The sequence below is a fragment of the Betaproteobacteria bacterium genome (assembly GCA_009693245.1).
GTDB lineage: Bacteria > Pseudomonadota > Gammaproteobacteria > Burkholderiales > SHXO01 > SHXO01.
Genome location: SHXO01000025.1, coordinates 13,680 through 33,556 on the forward strand (window position 1 = coordinate 13,680; position 19,877 = coordinate 33,556).

The 19,877-nt window shown below is 61.4% G+C and carries 17 protein-coding genes and 2 pseudogenes; 8 read left to right on the plus strand and 11 right to left on the minus strand.

The genetic code is table 11. From position 1 onward, the window contains the following. The first annotated feature begins 40 nt into the window (after positions 1 to 40). On the plus strand, positions 41 to 3,388 hold the full coding sequence (locus EXR36_05980; GenBank protein ID MSQ59193.1) for a carbamoyl-phosphate synthase large subunit: 3,348 nt from the start codon (positions 41 to 43) through the stop codon (positions 3,386 to 3,388). Positions 3,389 to 3,451: 63 nt separating this feature from the next. Here EXR36_05980 and EXR36_05985 read toward each other — a convergent pair whose 3' ends face one another. The 5 genes from EXR36_05985 to EXR36_06005 are packed head-to-tail and all read right to left on the minus strand — an operon-like array spanning position 3,452 to position 8,496. Continuing rightward, positions 3,452 to 4,138, minus strand: a complete 687-nt coding sequence (locus EXR36_05985) for an energy transducer TonB (protein ID MSQ59194.1) — start codon at positions 4,136 to 4,138, stop codon at positions 3,452 to 3,454. A 2-nt stretch (positions 4,139 to 4,140) separates the two neighbouring features. Beyond that, positions 4,141 to 4,548 (minus strand): biopolymer transporter ExbD, encoded by a 408-nt coding sequence (locus EXR36_05990; protein ID MSQ59195.1) that lies wholly within the window; start codon positions 4,546 to 4,548, stop codon positions 4,141 to 4,143. Positions 4,549 to 4,550: 2 nt separating this feature from the next. Beyond that, positions 4,551 to 5,246 carry a MotA/TolQ/ExbB proton channel family protein gene (locus tag EXR36_05995; protein ID MSQ59196.1) on the minus strand — a complete coding sequence of 232 codons (696 nt, stop codon included), beginning with the start codon at positions 5,244 to 5,246 and terminating at the stop codon, positions 4,551 to 4,553. A gap of 19 nt (positions 5,247 to 5,265) precedes the next feature. Further along, the gene (locus EXR36_06000) at positions 5,266 to 6,246 is read right to left on the minus strand and encodes a transporter substrate-binding domain-containing protein (GenBank protein ID MSQ59197.1); all 981 of its coding nucleotides are present in this window, start codon (positions 6,244 to 6,246) and stop codon (positions 5,266 to 5,268) included. A 3-nt stretch (positions 6,247 to 6,249) separates the two neighbouring features. After that, the gene (locus EXR36_06005) at positions 6,250 to 8,496 is read right to left on the minus strand and encodes a YgiQ family radical SAM protein (protein MSQ59198.1); all 2,247 of its coding nucleotides are present in this window, start codon (positions 8,494 to 8,496) and stop codon (positions 6,250 to 6,252) included. Between the two features lie 211 nt (positions 8,497 to 8,707). Here EXR36_06005 and EXR36_06010 point away from each other — a divergent pair, with 211 nt between their 5' ends. The 5 genes from EXR36_06010 to EXR36_06030 are packed head-to-tail and all read left to right on the plus strand — an operon-like array spanning position 8,708 to position 12,033. Then, positions 8,708 to 9,046, plus strand: a complete 339-nt coding sequence (locus tag EXR36_06010; GenBank protein ID MSQ59199.1) for a hypothetical protein — start codon at positions 8,708 to 8,710, stop codon at positions 9,044 to 9,046. A 25-nt stretch (positions 9,047 to 9,071) separates the two neighbouring features. Continuing rightward, entirely contained in the window at positions 9,072 to 9,650 is a 579-nt protein-coding gene (locus EXR36_06015) for a glycine zipper 2TM domain-containing protein (protein ID MSQ59200.1), read from the plus strand. Between the two features lie 12 nt (positions 9,651 to 9,662). Further along, complete coding sequence (locus EXR36_06020) at positions 9,663 to 9,968, plus strand: hypothetical protein (GenBank protein ID MSQ59201.1); 306 nt, start codon at positions 9,663 to 9,665, stop codon at positions 9,966 to 9,968. A 20-nt stretch (positions 9,969 to 9,988) separates the two neighbouring features. Next, positions 9,989 to 10,666 (plus strand): response regulator transcription factor, encoded by a 678-nt coding sequence (locus EXR36_06025; protein ID MSQ59202.1) that lies wholly within the window; start codon positions 9,989 to 9,991, stop codon positions 10,664 to 10,666. 35 nt (positions 10,667 to 10,701) lie between these two features. Further along, complete coding sequence (locus EXR36_06030) at positions 10,702 to 12,033, plus strand: GHKL domain-containing protein (GenBank protein ID MSQ59203.1); 1,332 nt, start codon at positions 10,702 to 10,704, stop codon at positions 12,031 to 12,033. Between the two features lies 1 nt (position 12,034). Here EXR36_06030 and EXR36_06035 read toward each other — a convergent pair whose 3' ends face one another. From EXR36_06035 to EXR36_06060, 6 genes and pseudogenes are all read right to left on the minus strand, one after another. Next, positions 12,035 to 12,616, minus strand: a complete 582-nt coding sequence (locus tag EXR36_06035) for an aldehyde dehydrogenase (GenBank protein MSQ59204.1) — start codon at positions 12,614 to 12,616, stop codon at positions 12,035 to 12,037. 4 nt (positions 12,617 to 12,620) lie between these two features. After that, complete coding sequence (locus tag EXR36_06040) at positions 12,621 to 13,136, minus strand: phosphonopyruvate decarboxylase (protein MSQ59205.1); 516 nt, start codon at positions 13,134 to 13,136, stop codon at positions 12,621 to 12,623. Between the two features lie 182 nt (positions 13,137 to 13,318). After that, entirely contained in the window at positions 13,319 to 14,566 is a 1,248-nt protein-coding gene (locus EXR36_06045; GenBank protein ID MSQ59206.1) for an amidohydrolase family protein, read from the minus strand. A 68-nt stretch (positions 14,567 to 14,634) separates the two neighbouring features. Beyond that, positions 14,635 to 14,757 (minus strand): annotated as a pseudogene (locus EXR36_06050) (polysaccharide deacetylase). 96 nt (positions 14,758 to 14,853) lie between these two features. After that, positions 14,854 to 16,497, minus strand: a complete 1,644-nt coding sequence (locus EXR36_06055; GenBank protein ID MSQ59207.1) for an alanine-phosphoribitol ligase — start codon at positions 16,495 to 16,497, stop codon at positions 14,854 to 14,856. Positions 16,498 to 16,503: 6 nt separating this feature from the next. Then, a pseudogene (locus tag EXR36_06060) lies at positions 16,504 to 16,725 on the minus strand (dehydrogenase). Between the two features lie 405 nt (positions 16,726 to 17,130). On the opposite strand from EXR36_06060, the gene EXR36_06065 reads away from it, so the two are divergent. Together EXR36_06065 and EXR36_06070 are read left to right on the plus strand one after the other, a co-directional pair. Continuing rightward, positions 17,131 to 18,264 (plus strand): mandelate racemase/muconate lactonizing enzyme family protein, encoded by a 1,134-nt coding sequence (locus EXR36_06065; protein ID MSQ59208.1) that lies wholly within the window; start codon positions 17,131 to 17,133, stop codon positions 18,262 to 18,264. Continuing rightward, positions 18,261 to 19,625: a divalent metal cation transporter gene (locus EXR36_06070; GenBank protein ID MSQ59209.1), complete on the plus strand. Its 1,365-nt coding sequence runs from the start codon at positions 18,261 to 18,263 to the stop codon at positions 19,623 to 19,625. The genes EXR36_06065 and EXR36_06070 overlap by 4 nt, the downstream gene beginning before the upstream one ends. The last annotated feature ends 252 nt before the right edge of the window (positions 19,626 to 19,877 follow it).

Consider the following 19,877-nt stretch of genomic DNA (forward strand, 5'->3'; position numbering starts at 1 on the left):
TGTACTCCGCGCCGAAACGCTTTTACAAAGACCCACCTCCATGACATTGAAGAATCTTCTCATCGCTAACCGAGGCGAGATCGCCATCCGCATCGCTCGTAGCGCCGCGGCACTGGGCATTCTCTCCCATGCCGTCTTCTCGGAGGACGACGATCACGGCGGCCACGCCAAGAAAGCGGACGAGTCCCATGCACTGGCCGGTCAGGGCCCGGCTGCCTACCTGGACGCCGCCCAGATCATTCGAGTGGCGATGAATAACCAGTGCGATGCCATTCACCCCGGCTACGGATTCCTGAGCGAGAACGCGCGGTTCGCGCGGCAATGCCACGAGGCAGGACTCCTTTTCGTGGGGCCGTCACCCGAGGTGTTGGCCCTCCTGGGCGACAAGGGCCAGGCGCGAAGGCTGGCCATTCAGTGCGGCGTGCCCGTCCTGCCCGGAACGGATGGCAACACCTCGCTCGCGCAAGCCCGCGAGTTCTTTCATTCGCTGGGTAACAATCCAGCCATAATGATCAAAGCCATCGCGGGCGGCGGCGGGCGAGGCATGCGGCCAGTGCACAGTGAGGCGGATCTCGATTCGGCTTTCGCGCGCTGCCAGTCCGAGGCGCTAAAAGCCTTTGGCAAGGGCGATGTGTACGTGGAAAGACTTCTTCCAAGGGCCCGTCACATCGAGGTGCAGATCGTTGGGGACGGCACCGGCGAAGTCGCGCACCTGTGGGAGCGCGAATGCAGCCTACAGCGCAACCGGCAGAAGCTGGTGGAGATCGCGCCCGCGCCCAGGCTTGCGTCCGCGCTGCGCGACCGGCTGATAGAGGCGGCACTTCTCATGGCGCGCCGCATCCAACTGCGCAGCTTGGCCACGTTCGAGTTCCTTGTGGAGCAAGAAACCACGCAGGCCTCCGAGTTCGTATTCATCGAGGCCAACCCGCGCCTGCAAGTGGAGCACACGGTCACCGAAGAAGTGACCGGTACTGACCTCGTGCGCGTGCAGTTGGCAATCGCCGGGGGCCACACCTTGCGGCAACTGGGGTTGCTCGCGGCGCCCTCCCCGCGCGGCATGGCGATGCAGGTCCGGGTCAACTCGGAAACCCTGTCCGCCGATGGAATGGTGCGTCCCGCGAGCGGCGTACTGGAAGCCTTCGATCTACCCGCGGGGCCCGGCGTGCGCGTCGACACGTGCGGGTACACGGGCTTCCGGAGCAATGCACGCTTCGACTCTCTTTTGGCGAAAGTCATTGTGCATGCCACGGATTTGAACTCCGTCGTTGCCAAGGCACAGCGCGCGCTGGCGGAGTTTCGCATCTTGGGGATTTCCAGCAACCGCGAGTTTCTGCTCAACTTGCTTGCAAATCCTGATGTCGCCAGCGGGCAGTGGTACACGGCATTCATCGAGGATAACCTGGCCTCGCTCTGCGCGCCCAACTCCCATCCGCGCCGCTACGCGGAAGCGCAAGCTGCAAGTCCTAGCGCGAGAAAGGTGGATCCCGCCGATCCGCTTGCGATCTTGGCTCATGGCCAGCGAAGTACCACCTCGGCGCCAAGCGGCGTGCCAATACCCGGTGGCACCCAAGCGATCGCCGCCCCCATTAGCGGAACCATCGTGAGCATCGATGTAGGCGCGGGAGACTCCGTGCGCCGCGGGCAACAGGTGGCCGTCATTGAATCCATGAAAATGGAGCATGTGGTCGTATCCGGCGTGGCGGGTGCCGTACGCGAGATTCGAGCGGAGAAAGGCGACACCTTGATGGAAGGCAGCGCCCTCATGATCGTGGATGCCACGGATGCGCGGCAGGATCTCGCCGAACCCGAGGCCTCCATGGCTCCCGGCCACCTCCGCTCCGATCTTGCCGAACTGCAACAACGCCGCGCTCTCACCCTGGATGCCGCCCGGCCCGATGCGGTGGAGAAGCGGCGCAAGCTGGGATTTCGCACCGCGCGGGAAAATATCGCCGATCTGTGCGATGAAGGGAGTTTTCACGAGTACGGCGCATTCGCCGTCGCCGCCCAGCGCAGCCGCCGCACCCTGGAAGATTTGATGGCGCGTACTCCCGCGGACGGTCTGGTGATGGGCATCGGCCGTATAAACGGCGAACTCTTCCCCGACGTGGATGCGCGATGTGCCGCCATGTCCTACGACTACACGGTGCTCGCGGGAACGCAAGGCGTCAAGAACCACGAGAAGAAGGACCGCATGTTCGAAGTCGCCGCGCAGTGGCGTTTGCCGCTCGTCGTCTTCGCCGAGGGGGGCGGCGGGCGCCCCGGCGATACCGACCATCTCACGGCGGGCTGGTTGAACATCAAGGCGTTTACCTTGCTCGGTAAATTGAGCGGCCTGGTGCCCTTGGTGGCGGTCGTCTCGGGCCGCTGCTTCGCGGGCAACGCCGTGGTCGCGGGATGTTGCGACGTCATCATCGCCACCGAGAAAACTTCCCTAGGCATGGGCGGCCCCGCCATGATCGAGGGGGGCGGGCTTGGCGTATTTCATCCCGACGAAGTCGGCCCCTCCAGCGTGCAGCGGCGCAACGGCGTGATCGACATCGTCGTGGCCGATGAAGCCGAGGCGGTGCGCAAGGCCAAACAATATCTGTCGTATTTCCAGGGTTCCCTCAAGGGCTGGACCTGCCCGGACCAACAAGGGCTGCGTGACAGCATTCCGGAGAACCGGCTGCGCGTCTACGATGTGCGCCGCGTTATCGATCTGCTGGTCGATCACGGCTCCGTATTGGAACTACGGCGCGATTTCGGCACCAACATGATCACGGCTTTCGTCCGCATCGAGGGCAGACCGCTGGGACTCATCGCCAACAATCCCATGGTGCTGGGCGGCGCCATCGACAGCGACGCCGCCGACAAGGCCACGCGCTTTCTGCAACTGTGCGATGCTTTCGACATCCCGGTGCTCTCGCTGTGCGACACACCCGGCAACATGGTGGGCCCCGAAGCCGAACGTACCGCGCTGGTACGCCACTGCTGCCGCCTTTACGTCGTGGGCGCCAACCTTACGGTGCCGATCTTCTCCGTGGTACTACGCAAGGCCTATGGCCTGGGCTCGCAAGGCATGGTGGGCGGAAGTTTTCACCTGCCGATGTTTTCGGTGTCTTGGCCCACCGGCGAATTCGGTCCCATGAATCTGGAAGGCTCCGTCAAACTCGGCTTCCGCAAGGAGTTGGAAGCCATTACCGATCCGGTGCAGCGCAAGGCCAAGTTCGATGAAATGGTCGCCGCTGCCTACGAACGCGGCAAGGCGCTGAGCACCGCCACTTTGTTCGAGATCGACGACGTGATCGACCCCGCCGACACCCGCTCATGGGTCATGGCCGGGCTACGATCGTTACCGCCGGCGGCGCCACGAACGGGAAAGAAACGGGCGTGGGTGGATACGTGGTAACCCGCTACGTGGTAACCCGCCGGCCGCTACAGTCTGGCGCCCTTCGGTACTTCAAGCGCATCATCACTCATCAATCTTGAATATCACCTCTTGATTCGCCTGGTAACTCGTCCCGTCTTTTTTGAACACATATTGGCGCACGCCTTCCAGCACGGCTTCTTCGAACACACCTGGCGGTTCGGCGGCAAGCACGACCGCATCCGTCACGATGCCTTCGGCTGAAACCGTCAGCCGCACTTTCACGTGGCCCTGGATGTGCTGGCTCTGGGCTTCTTGGGGATATTTGATGCGGACTTTCTTAACCCGCCTGGCTTCTTGAAACACAGAGGGAAGCAGCGGGGCTTCTGGTTCCGGCTCGGGTTCAGGTTCGGGCTCTTCAGGCTCGGGCTTGGGTTCCGGTTTCAACTCCACCGGTGCGGGGAATTGGATCTTGGATGGCTTTTCCCCAGGCAAGGGTTTGGGCAACTCGATGGGAGTTAGCGGTAGGCGATCGGCCTTCTTCGGCTTCTCCGGTGGCGGCGGTTCCAGCGGCGGCGGATCGCGTAACTCCACGATCATCATTTTGGCGGGCGGGGGCTCCTCCCACTTGGGCAAGAAAGTCCAATCCACGCCAAACACCAAGACGGGAAGCAACACTTCGAGCAAAGCGGCGAGGGCCGCCGCTTTCCACAATGGCAGCGCACTTCGGTCTTCGTGTTCCGGGCGCGCCCACAGGGCCCCGCGCGCCACCAGCGCCGCCGTATCGTGCACGGTTACTTCTTGTCCGCTTTCGCCGCGATGCCCACGGTGGTGATGCCGGCACCGCGCACGATGTCCATCACACTGAGCAGGGCCTGCAAGGACACATCCTTGTCGCCGGCCAGCACGACTTCCACCGGCGGCTTGAGGGCGGCGAGTTTGGCGCGTAGGGCATCCGCGGAGAGCGGTTTGCCTTCGACCGCGGTCTCGCCAGTCTTGGTCACGCCCACCGTCACCGAGGAGGACTTGATCTGCTGCGTGGTGGCGGAGCCGGGCAACTCCATCGCCACGCCCGTGCCCGCGATCATTCTGAGGGAGATCACCACGAAGAACACCAGCAGGAACATCATGATGTCGATCATGGGAATGACTTCCACCCGCGGACGGTGTGCCTCGAAGTACCCAGGACGCGAGCGCATCACGGCTATGCCCTCCCCGCTTTGATGGCGCTCACGCTCGCCGCGTGAGCTTCGCGCACGGGCACGCCGTGATGGGCCGAGCCGCCGCCGTAGAAGCGGTTGATGAGCATCACCTTAAGCAAGTCCATCTGATGCGCGGCCAAGCGGATTCGCTTATTGAAGTGGTTGAGGAACAATACCGCGATGATGGCGATGAGAAGGCCGGCACCCGTGGCCACCAAGGCCTCGGCGATACCTCCGGTGACCATCTGCGTGGCAGCGCCCCCCGCGCCGGAGGTGCCCAGGATGTCGAAGGCGTGCACCATGCCGATGATGGTGCCTAGCAAACCCATCAGCGGTGCCAGCGTCACGGCCGTGTCCAGCACCCACACGTGCTTGTCGATCTTGGGCAACTGCCACATGATGGATTCCTCGATGTGGCGGTCCATGGTCTGCGCGTCTTCTCCCCGGCACGCGAGCGCCGAGGAAATAAGCGAGCGTTGCAAGGAGCCTTCGTAGTGGGCCGCGAGAGTCTGGAGTTTCTCCGCGTTCTGGTATTCCACGAGTTGCAGATCGTGCTCCATGGCCTGGCCGGTTTTCAGCACCCGGTGAAAAAAGTAAGTGCGCTCGATGATGACCGCCAGAGTGACCAGCAGCACCAGCGCCATCAAGGGCAGCAAGCCGCCTGACATGACGCTCAAGTGGATGAGTTTTTCTATCATTGGATGTCCTGAAAGTCGTCTAAAAAGGCGGCATGTAAGGCATGCCGTAGCGCTCCACGATGCGGCGGATCTCGCCGGACTTGACCATTTGGGCCAAGGCCACGTTAAGGAATTGCATGAGTTCCACTTCCTTCTGCTTCACTCCCCATGCACTGTTCCAGCGCATTTCCGCCATGGGCTCGTACCCCTTCACCATTTCGAATTCCGCTTCGGGATGTTCGAGCCGCGCCCGGGATACCGCGCCGGACCAGATCATCGCGACGTTCACCTGGCCTTTGAGCAAGGCTTCGATGACCATGTGGCTCTGGTAGAAGCCCTCGTACTCGAACCCATTGTCCTGCACATACCGGTAGATGGGCGAATACACGGGCACGCCGATCTTGATGCCGCGCGCTTTCACATCGTCCAAGATCTTGACGTCTTTCGCGGGCCCTTGCGTCACCAGCACGAAACCCGAACTCATGTAGGGAATGGAGAACAGCATGGCGTGGCGCGTGAGATGCTGGTCCTCGCCGGTGATGGTCAAGCCGACGAAGACATCGCACACGCCGCGGTCTATGGTGGCATGAAAGGCGGGGCCTTGGCCGAAACGCGTCCCCGTATTCGCCCAGTTGATGCTGATATCCCAATTATTTCTTTTGGCGACGGCCTGCATGATCTCGATGTCGATGCCGGCGGGCTCGTTCTTGCGCGCCGTGCGCGAGAAAGGCCAGAACCAACCATCGGCGCACACCAGTATGCGGCCCATTTTCTGGGTGCGCGTCATGGCGTCCACCTCCTTCAATTCATCGGGGATGGCCGGGAAGTCGCGGTAACCGGATTGGTAGAACTCGTCGGAGAGCGGATCGAAAACCTCCGGTTTGCGGTAGCCCATCTTGGGCTTGCGGTTCTTGCCGTAGACGTACTCCGGTTGCAGTTCGAATACTTCTTGCGCGCGCACTTCGGAGATAAAAGAACTCGCCGCTACCCAAAGTAGCATTACCGTGAAAACTCGAATCATGGTCTAACGCGGCTTTGCCCGTACGGGAGTATGAGTTCCAAATCCACTTGAACGTGGTCTTGCGAGACGTTTCTCTGGCGGCATGCCAAGCGGTTGCGTGGGCGGCACCAAGTGGTGCTTCGAGCGGCCGATTAAGTCCGCGCGCCCCATGTTGCGCAAGGCCTCCCGCAATAGGGGCCAATTCTCCGGGTCGTGGTAACGCAAGAACGCCTTATGCAGCCGCCGCGCGCGGCCGCTTTTCACGATGGCGACATCCTCGCTTTCCGGCGTCACCTTGCGCAGCGGGTTCTTGCCAGAGCGCCACATGGCAGTGGCTAGCGCCATGGGGGTCGGGAGAAAAGTCTGCACTTGGTCCGGGCGAAATTTATTGCGCTTCAACCATAGGGCCAAGTTCATCATGTCCTCATCGCTGGTGCCCGGATGCCCGGCGATGAAGTAGGGAATGAGGTATTGCTCCTTGCCCGCTTCCTTGGAAAATTTCTCGAACATCTCCTTGAACTTCTCGTAGGCGCCAATGCCCGGCTTCATCATTTTCGAAAGCGGGCCGGTCTCCGTGTGCTCCGGCGCGATCTTGAGATAACCGCCGACATGATGCGTCACCAGTTCCTTCACGTACTCCGGCGAACGCACGGCCAAGTCGTAACGCAATCCGGAGCCGATGGTGATTTTCTTGACGCCGGGCAATGCACGCGCCTTGCGGTAAAGCGAGATCAGCGGCGCGTGATCCGTATTCAAGTTCTCGCAAATTCCCGGGTATACGCACGACAAACGGCGGCAAGAAGATTCTATTTTCGGATCCTTGCACGCCATGCGGTACATGTTGGCCGTGGGCCCGCCCAGATCGGAAATCACGCCGGTGAAGCCGGGTGTCTTGTCGCGGATCTCTTCGATCTCGCGCAATATGGAACTCTCCGAGCGGCTCTGGATGATGCGCCCTTCGTGTTCCGTGATGGAGCAAAACGTGCAGCCACCGAAACATCCGCGCATGATGTTCACGGAGAAGCGAATCATCTCCCACGCGGGAATTTTGGCGTTGCCATAACTCGGATGAGGCGCGCGCGCGTAGGGTAATCCGTACACGCCATCCATCTCCTCCGTGGTAAGCGGAATGGGCGGCGGGTTCAACCACACATCGCGCTCGCCATGGCCTTGCACCAAGGCACGCGCATTGCCCGGATTGGATTCCAGATGAAACACGCGCGAGGTGTGAGCGTACAACACCGCATCATCCTTCACCTGTTCGTATGAAGGTAGCCGCACCACCTGCTTCGCCCGCTCCGCCTTGCGCGCCGCCAACTTCTCGGCCCTGGGCATGAACCGCACCGGCACCGCCACAACCTTCCCCTCTCCCCCCGGGAGAGGGGCTAGGGGTGAGGGCCCTTTCCAATCTCCCCCCGGGAGAGGGGAAAGGGGTGAGGGAGATTTTCCTCCTCGCCCCTCCCCCCTCCCGCCTCCCTCATTGCCCCCCTCCATGGCATAAGGATCCACATGGGGCTCGATCCGCCCAGGCTTGTCCAACTGAGTGGAATCCACCTCGGCCCAATCCTCGGCTGGCCGCCAGCCGCGCGGCACCATGAAGGCCGTACCGCGAACGTCGCGGATATCGCGCGCGCGCTCGCCCTTGGCGATGCGGTGCGCCACCTCCACCAATGCACGCTCGGCATTGCCGAAGATCAGAAGGTCCGCCTTGGAATCCGCCAGCGCGGAGCGGCGCACCTTGTCGGTCCAGTAATCGTAATGCGCGATGCGGCGCAGGCTGGCTTCGATGCTGCCGGCAATGATGTTGCTGTCCGAATAAGCCTCGCGGCAACGGTGCGCGTACACGTTTACCGCGTAGTCGGGCCGCTTGTTGGGCGCCGCATGGGGAGTGTAAGCATCGTCCGAGCGGATTTTCCGGTCCGCGGTATAGCGGTTCACCATGGAATCCATGTTGCCCGCCGTCACGCCGAAGAACAGGTTCGGTTTACCGAGGGCGCGGAAGGGATCCGCCGAGTGCCAATCGGGCTGGGAGATGATACCGGCCCGAAACCCCTGCGCTTCCAATAAGCGGCCCACCAAGGCCATGCCGAAGCTCGGGTGATCCAGATAGGCGTCCCCGGTCACGATGATCACATCGCAAGAATCCCAGCCGAGCGCATCCATTTCCTCCCGCGTCATGGGGAGAAAGGGCGCGACACCGAAGCGCTGGGCCCAGTGCTTCCGGTAGGAAAACAAGGCGCGCGGGGCACGAAGGGGGGCAGGAGTTTCCAAGGCAGGCCGGCGGGTTTGGGGGCGGAAGTATAGCGCCACCCCTTGCCAGAGCGGCTCTTTTAGCTAAACACCCGCGTTCGATTCAAGAACTACCCTCCGATAAACAAACGCTTGGGAACGTTTTGGGTTCGTTCAGGAAGCGTTCAGCGACCCCTCTTTAATCTCTCGCTCAACCCAGCAACCACTGGGCTCACTTGAAAAGGAGCAAATCATGAACGGCAAGCTGATCTCTCTGGCAATAGGTGCGGCACTGCTAAGCGCGAACGCCGTGGCGGGTGACTTCAAATACCGTGGTTTCGATGACCGCCATGACCGCGACGACCGTCGCGAACAGCATTATGAACGGCACGATGGCGGACACGGCGACCGTTATAGCGGGCGCAGGCACTGGGCGCCCAGCGAGCACCCCCGCCACGACTATTGGAAGCATCATCGCCACCAGCACGACCGTTGGTGCAACCACTGGGTGCCGCCCCATCACGCCTTCGGCCCCAGCCACTTCGATGACGGAAGCAGCATCACTTTCATCTTGCGCGGCGATTTGGACTAACCCCTGAAACTCGAAAGGAACCCTCATGAACACCAAGCTCACCACCCTGGCCACGGCTCTCGCCTTCCTGGCCCCCACGGCCTACGCAGGCCATGTCTTCGAAGACTATGCGCGGGTCAAGGACGTGACGCCCGAGTACGAGAAAGTGAACCTCCCGCGCAAGGAATGCTTTTCGGAGTACGTCCCCGAGCGCTACCGCGAACAGCGCTCCTTGGCCGGCCCCTTGATCGGCGGCGTGGCGGGCGGCATCCTCGGCGCGCAAGTAGGGCGCGGCCATGGCCGCGTGGCGGCTTCGGCGGCGGGTGCGGTTGTCGGCGCCATCGTGGGGGACCGTTTGCAGGCCCGCGACCTCTACGACCGAGACGAATATTACGAGCGCGAAGTCAGGCGCTGCCGCATGGTGGATCATTGGGAGAACCGCATCTCCGGCTATCGCGTGGTCTACGAGTACCAAGGGCACACGTACAATGCGGTAATGCCTTACCACCGTGGGACAAAACTCGCGATTAACGTGACCGTGGAACCCGCCGCCATGCGTTCGGATTCCACGGACCGTGACGATGATCGTTACGACCGGCGCCGCCACGACGACCGCGACGAATAACCCGCCCTCACAATGACCGCGCCTCTCAAACTCGCTCTCGTTACCGCCATGACCGTGTTGACCGCCGCACCGTCAGCCCCCCTGGCGGACCGAGGGCGAGAACGCTGGCGTGACGTCATGCCTCACGAGTACGCCCAGGGCAATTCGGCGAACCGGCGCATCGGCATGGACGAAGCCATCGCCAAGGTGCAGCGGCGCACGGGCGGGCTGGTGCTGGATGCGCGCGAAACTTCCGATGGTTACCGGTTGAAGGTACTCACTCGCAACGGCGAAGTGCGGGTGGTCTTCGTGGACCCCGCGACCGGCGAGATGCGCTAGCCGACCCTTGGATAATCGCCATGCGCGTACTGGTCGTGGAGGATGAGCCCCAGTTGCGCGAGCAACTGCGCTCCACCTTACAAACCCAAGGTTACACTGTAGACGCCACGGGCGAGGGCAAGGAAGGATTGTTCTTCGCCACCGAATATCCCATCGATGCCGCCGTCGTCGACCTCGGTCTCCCAGGAATCTCAGGCCTAGACATCATCCGGCGATTACGCGGCAAGGGCAGCCGCCTACCCATATTGATTCTCACCGCGCGCGGCCGCTGGCAAGACAAAGTCGAAGGCTTGGAAGCCGGCGCCGATGATTACCTCACCAAGCCCTTCCAAGTGGAGGAGTTGTTGGCCCGGCTCAAGGCTCTTTTGCGCCGCGCCGCGGCCATCGCCCAGGAGATCATGCGCTGCGGCCCGCTCGCCATTAACATGAGAGAACAGAAGGTAATGTTGAACGGCGCGCCAGTCGATCTCACTTCCTTCGAATACCGCTTACTCGAACACCTGGTGCGCGAACGACGCCGCGTGCTATCCAAGGACGAGCTCGCGGCCCATCTGTATCCTCACGACGAAGAGCGCGACAGCAACGTCATCGAAGTCCTGATCGGGCGCCTGCGCCGCAAGCTCGACCCCGATGGCAGCGTGCAACCCTTGGAAACCCTACGCGGGCGCGGGTACCGGTTTGCGCTAAGCGAGAGCTGAGGGATGCTAAAAGGTAAAGTCGAAACGCTGCTCCCATGCGCTCCTTAAGCACGCGCGTCACCGTAAGCGCGGGGTTGGTGCTTGCCGTGTTCATAGCCCTATCGGCGCTTGCCTTGGAGCGCGCCTTTCGCGAAAGCGCGCGCGCGGCGCGGCAGGAACGCTTGCTTGCGCAGGTATATCTCCTCATCGCCGCCACGGAAGTGGACGCCAGCGGCCAGATCACCTTGGGTAGCGGTGCCATGGAACCGCGCCTTGATCTTCCTGCATCGGGACTTTACGCCGCCATCAAAACAAAGGGGGACGCCGTGCTCTGGAAGTCGCGCTCTCATCTTTCCCTCAGCGTGCCGGTTGGCCCCGAGTTGCCGGCCGGCGAAAAACGCTTCGAAGAGCGTGTCGAAAGCGGCAACCGCTACTTTGTCCAAAGTTATGGCATCAGTTGGGCCGTGGGCAAGGCAAGTTACCCCTTCACCTTTTCCGTGGCCGAGGACACCGCACCGTTTCAAGAACAGCTCGCCGCCTACCGCCAGAGCTTGTGGAGTTGGTTGGGGGGCATGGCCGTGCTTCTCCTCGCCGCCCAATGGTTGGTGCTGCGCTGGGGGCTCAATCCGCTGCGCAAGGTGGCCCATGAGATCAAACTGCTCCAGCAAGGCGGCAAGGAGAAAGTCGAAGGCAACTATCCCACCGAACTTAACTTGCTCACCGAAAACCTCAACACCTTGCTGCTGCGAGAACGCGCGCAGCAGCGGCGCTACCGCGATGCGCTGGCCGATCTCGCGCACAGCTTGAAAACCCCGCTGGCCTTGATTCGCGGCGCGACCTCGGACAAGGATGCGGATCTTCAAGCCTCCTTGGATGAGCACGTGGATCGCATGGACAAGATCGTGAGCTATCACCTGCAACGCGCCGCCACGTCGGGAAAGCGCGCACTGGCCACCCCCATCCCGCTGCATGGGGCCGTGCGGCGCACCTTGAATGCCGTGCTCAAGGTCCATGCGGATAAGTCTCTTCAAAGCGAAATTGACATCGGCGCCGAGATCGCCTTTCGCGGCGACAATGGGGATTTGATGGAAATCCTGGGCAACGTACTGGACAACGCCTGCAAATGGGCCAAGTCACGCGTTCGCGTGCGCTCCCGCGCGGAAAATCAAACGCTGCGAATCGAAATCGAAGATGACGGGCCCGGCATCCCAGGGGAAGACGCCCACCGCATCATGGAGCGCGGAGTGCGACTGGACCAAAGCACTCCCGGCCAAGGGATAGGACTAGCGCTTACGCGCGATATCGTGGATGCCTACGCGGGCCGCGTTTCCATCGAGCGTGGCAGTTTGGGCGGCGCTTGCATCGTCATTACACTGCCAGCGGCGTAAGTTACTGGTGCGCCTCCCGCCCCATGAGTGCTTCTCTGAACCTACCTCGCAAATAGGGGCCGTCGCGCGGGGGTAGCACCACGGGATTAGGTTCCGTGGAAATCTTGACCAAACCAAACAGCAATGAAGATGCGAAAAGCTTCCCCGCGAGGGCCTCCAGTTCTTGCTCGGTCCGCACAGTGACCGCCTCGGGGAAGCCCGCCGCCTTTGCCATGCCGGTCAAATCGACGCCGCGCCCCGTGTGGGTCGCCTGCATTCCCGTTTCAGCGTATAACTCATTGTCTAATACCACGATGGCGAGATTGCTTGGGCGTTCCACCGCGATGGTGGCCAGGGCTCCGAGACCCATCAACATTTCGCCATCGCCGGTGATCACGATCACGCGTTTTTTAGGTTGGGCCAGGGCGATGCCTAATCCCACCATGGCCGCCCCGCCCATGGCACCCCACAGATGGAAATTGGCGGGAGAATCCCCTGCGGCCATCACGTCGTAACTGGGATTGCCAAGGCCTGTCACCACCAGTGCATCGCCCCGGTCGCGCAAAAGGCACGACGCCACTTTTCTTCGATTGAGTTTTGTCATGGCATCACTTCAGAAATTTCTTGGTACCCACCACGCGCTGGGCGATCAGCACCGCGATCACGCGCGAGGAGTTGAAAGCGAGCGCCGCCGCGGCACTCACGGTCTCTTGCGCTTGCGCGGCATCGTCGCAGCGGTACACATAGGCGCCAGCGGCTTCCAGCACGGCTTGCGTACTCTTGCCCATGGGTACTTGTTGCGGGTTGAACTCGCCCCACTCCCCGCGCATGGTCACCAAGGCGAGCAAGGGGATGCGGTATTCCTGCTGTAGCGAAATCATGTTGATGCAATTGCCCACCCCGCTCGATTGCATGAGTAGCACGCCGCGCTGGCCGCCCAGCCAGGCGCCGGCCAGCATGGCCACGCCCTCCTCTTCCGTGGTGAGCGATACGGCACGCATGGCGGGCTCCTGCTCGCACATGCGGATGAGCTGGCTATGCCCGGCATCTGGCACGAAGGCCACTTGCCTGACCTGCGCGGCTTTGAGTTCCTGGAAAATTTGCTCGGGCCAAGGGATTGTCATGCTCTTAGTCACTTACGTTCATTGATAAGAAATTTCGCGAGGCCTTCACGCCGCCACCCCCTGGTTTCGTGGATCAACAAGGGGGATTCCCCTTGTTCGTAACACGTATGTTGCCGAAGCGAGCGCATCCATTTTGATTCGGCTATACCGGCTCCAGGAGGGTTGTGAGCTTCGAAGGGATTCTATCCCGCGAAAGGCTTGTGGAATTCTCCTTCCTTCATCACCGCCAGGATGTTATCCTCCCCTTGGAGGATGGCGACATCCGCCAGAGGATCGCCCTTCACCAGAACGAGATCGGCGAGGAACCCGGGCTGCACGCACCCGGTGCGCTCGCTCATGTGCATGATTTGCGCCCCTGATTTTGTCGCGGCCAGGATGGCCTCCATGGGCGAGAAACCCAGCAATCGAACGAAGTGATCAAGGTCCCGGGCATTGGCACCGATGGGCGCCCACGCCACGCCGTAGTCGCCGCCAGGCAAAACCCGAACACCCCGCTTCTTCAGCGCCTTCATGTTCTCGATACCCGTATTCAACTCGTCTTCCATCGCACGCCGTTGTACGGGACTGAACTTGATGCCCCACGATTCCGATTCGTGCAACGTCGCGTAAAGGCTGCCCAATGTAGGCGCGACAAACACGCGCTCGCGATTCGCCTCCAATAAATCCCGCGCTTCGCTGTCGATCAAAGTGGCGTGATAGAGCACATCAACGCCATGGCGCAGTGCGAGCTTCACCGACTCCGCGCTTCGCGTGTGGGCGGCCAGCCGCTTGCCGTGGGCGCGAGCCACTTCGCTCACTGCCGCGACTTCGGCCTCCGTCATCACTGTCGTATGGGAAGGCGACGCTGGCGTTCCGGCATCGCCAGAAATATTCATCTTGAGCGTATCCACCCCCTCACGGCACATGAGCCGCGCGTAACGCCGGAACTCGTCCGCGCCATCCAGTACCACCGCGAAGTTCTCGCGATACAGATGGGAAAGGCGTACGTCTCCGAGCCCGGAGGTCACTGTCATTTCCGGTGAAGCCGCCAGCGTTCTCGGCCCCGGAAATTCGCCGGCATCGATGGCATTGCGCAACACCACGTCAAGCCTGGGCTTCGCTGAAGCCGCGCTGAAGCAACTGGTGAAACCCATGTCCAGCATCTTGCGCGCATTGCGAACCGTGATGAGCATGTGCTCTTCCGGCGGAATAGATCCCATTTCCACCGAGCGCGTGTAGTTGGTGAACGTGATGTGCGAATGCGGCTCGATCAGGCCCGGCATCAATGTCGCGCCCTTGCCCCCGACTATCCTTGCATCGCCCACATTGGCACCCGGCGCGCTAGGCCAAACACCCGCGATGAATTCGTTCTCGACCAGTACCTGGCCGGGAAAGGATGGGTTGCCCGTGCCGTCCAGGATACGTACGTCCTTGATAAAAGTGCGAGTCACGCTTTGTTTCCGCGATTACAGTCCAAGATTTCCTCGCCCCGCCAAAACACGACGCCGGGTTTTTGCTTGAGGTATTCGTAGACCGCCTCGAAATATTTGATACGGTGCGGCACGCCGCTGATGTAAGGATGGACGGCGATCGCCATGACGCGGGCCGATTCCTTTCCCTCCTCGTAGAGATCGAAACGTTCGCGAGGTAACTTCATGGGAGCGGGAGGTATTCTAGCGAGAATAGCTCGCGATAAATCAGCGCCATGGTATGGCACCGCTCCGCGTGCCGTAACCCGTCAGGCCGTGGCGGTTTCATGGTGGGTAACTCCGGTGCGCCCGAGAATGTGATCCACCGCCTTCTCGGCGACCATGATCGCGGGCGCGTTGGTGTTGCAGGAGGGCAAGCGCGGCATCACCGAGGCATCGGCAATGCGCAGGCCTTCGATTCCGATCACGCGCAGATCGGGGGCGACGACGCTCATGGGGTCGCTTGGCGGCCCCATGCGGCAAGTGCCCACGGGATGGTGGTCGGTCTTCGCGCTGCGGCAAGCGTACTCGAACAGATCCTCGTCGCTGTTCGCGCGAGGTCCAGGCAGCACCTCGGCGCGTACGAAGCGCTTCAAGGACGGCTGCCTCAAGATTTCACGCGCGATGCGCAAGCCCTCGAAGGCGAGCTTGCGGTCGCCCGGATCGGCCCAGTAGTTCGGGTCGATCAAGGGTGCCGCGCGGGGGGCGCTGCTGGCCAGCTTGACAGTGCCGCGCGAACGCGGCCGCAAGTAAGCGCTGTTCAGTACGATGCCGGAGATTTTCATTTTCGCGACTCCGGCATCGATGCCAGAACCTAACCCCAGGTGAAACTGAATATCGGGTGAGCGAGCACATTCATCGGCGTACCAGAAGCCCCCGGTCTCGAAGAGGCTGGAGGCCACGGGGCCAGTCTTTAACAGCAGGTATTGCAAGGCAGCGCGAGCGGCGTGGTACACACGGTTGTACTTGTCGTAGCTGTGGTCGCCAGTGCATTCGGCGATCGCGAACAAGTTGAGATGATCCTGCAGGTTCGCGCCGATTCCGGGCAAGTCGTGCACGACTTTCACGCCGGCGGATCGCAGAGGGTCCGAGGGGCCGATGCCGGAGAGCATCAATAGCCGCGGCGAGCCGATGGCACCCGATGCGACGATCACTTCGCGCGCCGCGCGTAGCACTTGCGGCGCGCCACCACGCACCGAGACTTCGGCCCCCATGGCACGGCCACTCTCCACGACGATGCGTAGCGCCTGCGTGTTGAGCATTACCACGAGGTTCTCGCGGTGCCGAAACGGCTTGAGGTAGGCAGTGGCTACCGACGAACGCTTGGCACCCAATTGCGTCAACTGGTAGTAGCCGAACCCGGCCTGGCGCTCGCCGTTGAAGTCCGGGTTGAAGGGAATGCCCAGCTCCTGCCAGGCCTGGAAAAACGCTTCGCAAACGGGAAGCGGGCTCACGGGATTCGACACGCCAAGGGGCCCGCCGTAGGCGTGAAAGCGATTGGCGAAGCGCTGGTTGTTTTCAGCGCGCTTGAAGTACGGCAACACGTCCTCATAACCCCATCCGGGGGCACCCGCCTCGCTCACCCATTCGTCGTAGTCGGCCGGATGCCCGCGCGTGTAAATCTGCGCGTTGATGGATGAACCGCCGCCGATCACCTTGGCCTGCGTGTAACGCAACGCCCGGCCCTTCAAGTGCTTCTGCGGCACGGTGTGCCAGCCCCAGGAGCCGATGCCCTTCGTCATCTTCGCAAATCCGGCGGGCAAATGAAAATACGGATGCCAGTCGCTACCGCCGGCCTCGATTAACAGCACGCGAACCGATGGGTCGGCGCTCAGCCGGTTCGCCAGCACGCATCCAGCGCTGCCACCGCCAGCAACGATGTAGTCGAAAATATTTCTCTTCTTGTCATTCATGACAGGTCATCGCAACACCACGGTTCGCAGATGATGACCCACGAGCAGGGCTTGCGCGGCAACGGTCAGCGCGGGGTTCACCGCGCCCGAGGACGGAAAGAATCCGGCATCGGCCACGTACAGATTATCGTGATCCCATGCCTTGCAAAACGGGTCGAGCGCGGAGGTGGCCGGATCGTTCCCGAAGCGCACCGTGCCGCACTGGTGCGACACGACGTCGGTGCCGAAACGGCAAGATGCACGTGATTGGAGGTGACGGCGTGGTTGAGTACGCAGATTCCGTATCGCTTTCTCGACTCGAACAACCAGCGCGAATAGACTGCCCGCTCGCGGGCAAATTGGAACAAGATAGCGCGCTCGTGGCACCAGTGGGTGAGATGCCACACGTGGCCGGGCAAGAAATAGCGACGGGCGCGAGGCATTGTGTGCGGGCTACTTAGCGTCCGAGATTGGGCGAGGAATACGTGAGGCCAAGACCGAAATTTACCCCAATTATCCTGGCTAAGCTGGCCACATCAATAAGTCACGGTGGTCCGGCCCGGGCCCCGTAGGCCGGTTTCACTTGAGTGTCCAGGACTTGATTGCAGCCAGGTCCATAAGAAGTTATAGTTCCGCGCAACCAGGAGGAGCGTCATGAAGATTACAGACATCCAGGTGCTGGAACTAGCGGGCCCGCCGTTGCCTTACCCCATGAAGCCGGCTTGGGCACCGGGCAGTCAATGGATGCGTTATGGCGGTACCGTGGTCAAGGTCTTCACCGACGAGGGGATCACCGGTCTGGGATCGCCGGGCTACACGGTCTCACCCAAGATCGATTCCTGGATAAAACCTCAGCTCATTGGCCAAGACCCTTTCGCCTTGGAGCGTCACGCCCGCGTATTTCGCGGCGCGGGCGAAGCCTGGGGCGTGGAGATCGCCCTTTGGGACATCATCGGCAAAGCCTGCAACCAGCCGGTGTACAAACTCTGGGGCGGTTATCGCGACCGGGTCCCCGCCTATGCATCTTGCATCGAAGTGCGAGAACCGCTCGCGCGAGCGCGGGATATCGCACTCGTGCAAGCCGGCGGCTGGCGCGCGGCCAAGCTGCGCATTCACGAGCAAACCCTGAAGGCCGACATTGCCCAGGTGGAAGCGGTGCGTAACGCCGTGGGGAGCGAATTCGCGCTACTGGTGGATGCCAATCAAGCCCAGTTACCCGGCACTCAACAACCCGCGAGAAGCATCGTTTGGAGTTATGAACGCGCGTTGCACACCGCGCGCGAGCTCGAACGCCTAGGTGTGTACTGGCTCGAAGAACCGCTGGGCCGGTACGACTTCGACAATTTGTCGCGGCTTGCGGCAGCGGTGGACATCTTGATCGCGGGCGGCGAGAACAATCTCGGCTTGCATGAGTATCGCTGGCTGGTGGAGCGCAATTGCTACGACGTGCTGCAGCCGGAAGCCATGGTGGGAGAAACCATGAGCCAGATCCGAAAGGCCTGCGCTTACGCCGAGATGCATCACAAACTCTGCGCGCCGCACCACGGTGGCGGCGGAATGGGATTCATAGCTCACCTTCATCTTTGCGCGGCATTGCCTAACTGCCCCTTCGTAGAGGTGTTTCACGATCCGCCCGGATTCACCAGCGACATCTTCCAGTGGTATCTCGCGCAACCTGTACGGCTGGATCCCACCGACGGCTGCATGCCCGTGCCGGACAAACCCGGTTTCGGCGTGGAGTTGGACGAAGACAAGATCGCACGTTACGGGCGAATCCTCGGGTCATGAGAAAAGACCCTTACTCCTTTGACCCCGCGGCAATCGAAGAACCGCCGAGCACCCTGGGCGGCACGCTATCGCGTATTGGCCCGGGCATGTTGTTGACCGCGGCAATCGTGGGCACCGGCGAGTTGATCGCAACCACCCGCTTGGGGGCTGACGTGGGTTACGTAATGCTGTGGATGATTTTGTTCAGTTGCCTCATCAAGACCGTGGTGCAATGCGTTTGGGGCCGTTACACGGTGGCCACTGGTGAAACGGGCCTCGCCGCGCTCAATCACTTTCCCGGCCCGCGCGCGCGCGGCGTCAATTGGGTAGTGTGGACCTGGGGGATCATCATCTTGCTCTCCTTGCCCTTGATCGGCGCCATGTATGCCGGTATCGCGCAGGTGATGGTGCAGTTCATCCCCGCCCTGCCCGAAGGGGTGTGGGTCGTCATCCTGACGTTCGTGACATTGGCCGTGCTGCTGCGAGGCGCTTACAGACACGTCGAGTTCCTCGCCGTATGGATGGTGGCGGTCTTCACCTTGATGACCTTGTGCGCCGCGGCCATCCTCACCAGCCAGCCGGAATACTTCACCTGGGGACAGATGGCCGGTGGTCTCAAGTTCGATCTCCCGGAAGAAGGCATCGTCGTGGCAATCGCCGTCTTCGGCATCACCGGCGTTAACGCCGGCGAGCTATCCGCTTACCCCTACTGGTGTGTGGAGAAGGGCTACGCCCGCTTCGTGGGTCCGCGCGAGGAGAGCGAAGCCTGGCGCCGCCGCGCCAAGGGATGGATACGTGTCATGCACTTCGACATTTTCGTTTCCATGTGCGTGTACACGCTGGCCACCGTGGCGTTCTACATGCTCGGCGCGGGCGTGCTGCATACCTTGGGACAGATACCCAAGGGCAACGAAACCATCGCCGTGCTCTCCAAGATGTACAGCGAGACCATGGGCAGCTTCGGCTTGTATTTGTTCTACGTAGGCGCCATCTTCGTGCTCTACAGCACCGTGTTCGCCGCCACCGCCGCCAATTCCCGAATATTCGCCGACATGATGCGGCTGATGGGACGCTTCATGGCCAATGACTACGACGCACGGCTGCGCTACCAGAGACTGTTCACCATCGCGCTCTCCGTGATCCCGTGCATCATCTACTTCGCCACTGGAGAACCGGTGCAAATGATCAAGGCGGGCGGCGTGGTGCTGGGCTTGATGCTCCCGGTGCTGGCATTCGCGGTCTTGTACCTCCGCTACAAGAAGCTCCCTCCGGACGTAGCTCCCAGCCAAGTGACGACTTATATTCTGTGGTTCGCTGCCTCCGTCATGTTGGTGACGATGGTAGCGTTTGTATTATTGCAGGTGGGGGTAATTAAGAACTAACCCGCATTTATCACAAGCCGCCCCGATGTGCAATGCCTCTTGGTTTTTCCAAGGCTCGCCATGGATCGGACATCACTGCCCTCGCGGACAACGGGCTGCACGGGAGTCTTATCCAATATGGTTTGAGTCTGAAGGTGGGATCGTATTTCCAACATGGTTTGAGTCTGAAGGGGCGTAATTGGGTCGATCATTCTAGGAATGATGATCGACATGAACGAAACCAAACTCACGACGCTCGATCAGTTGCGGGCG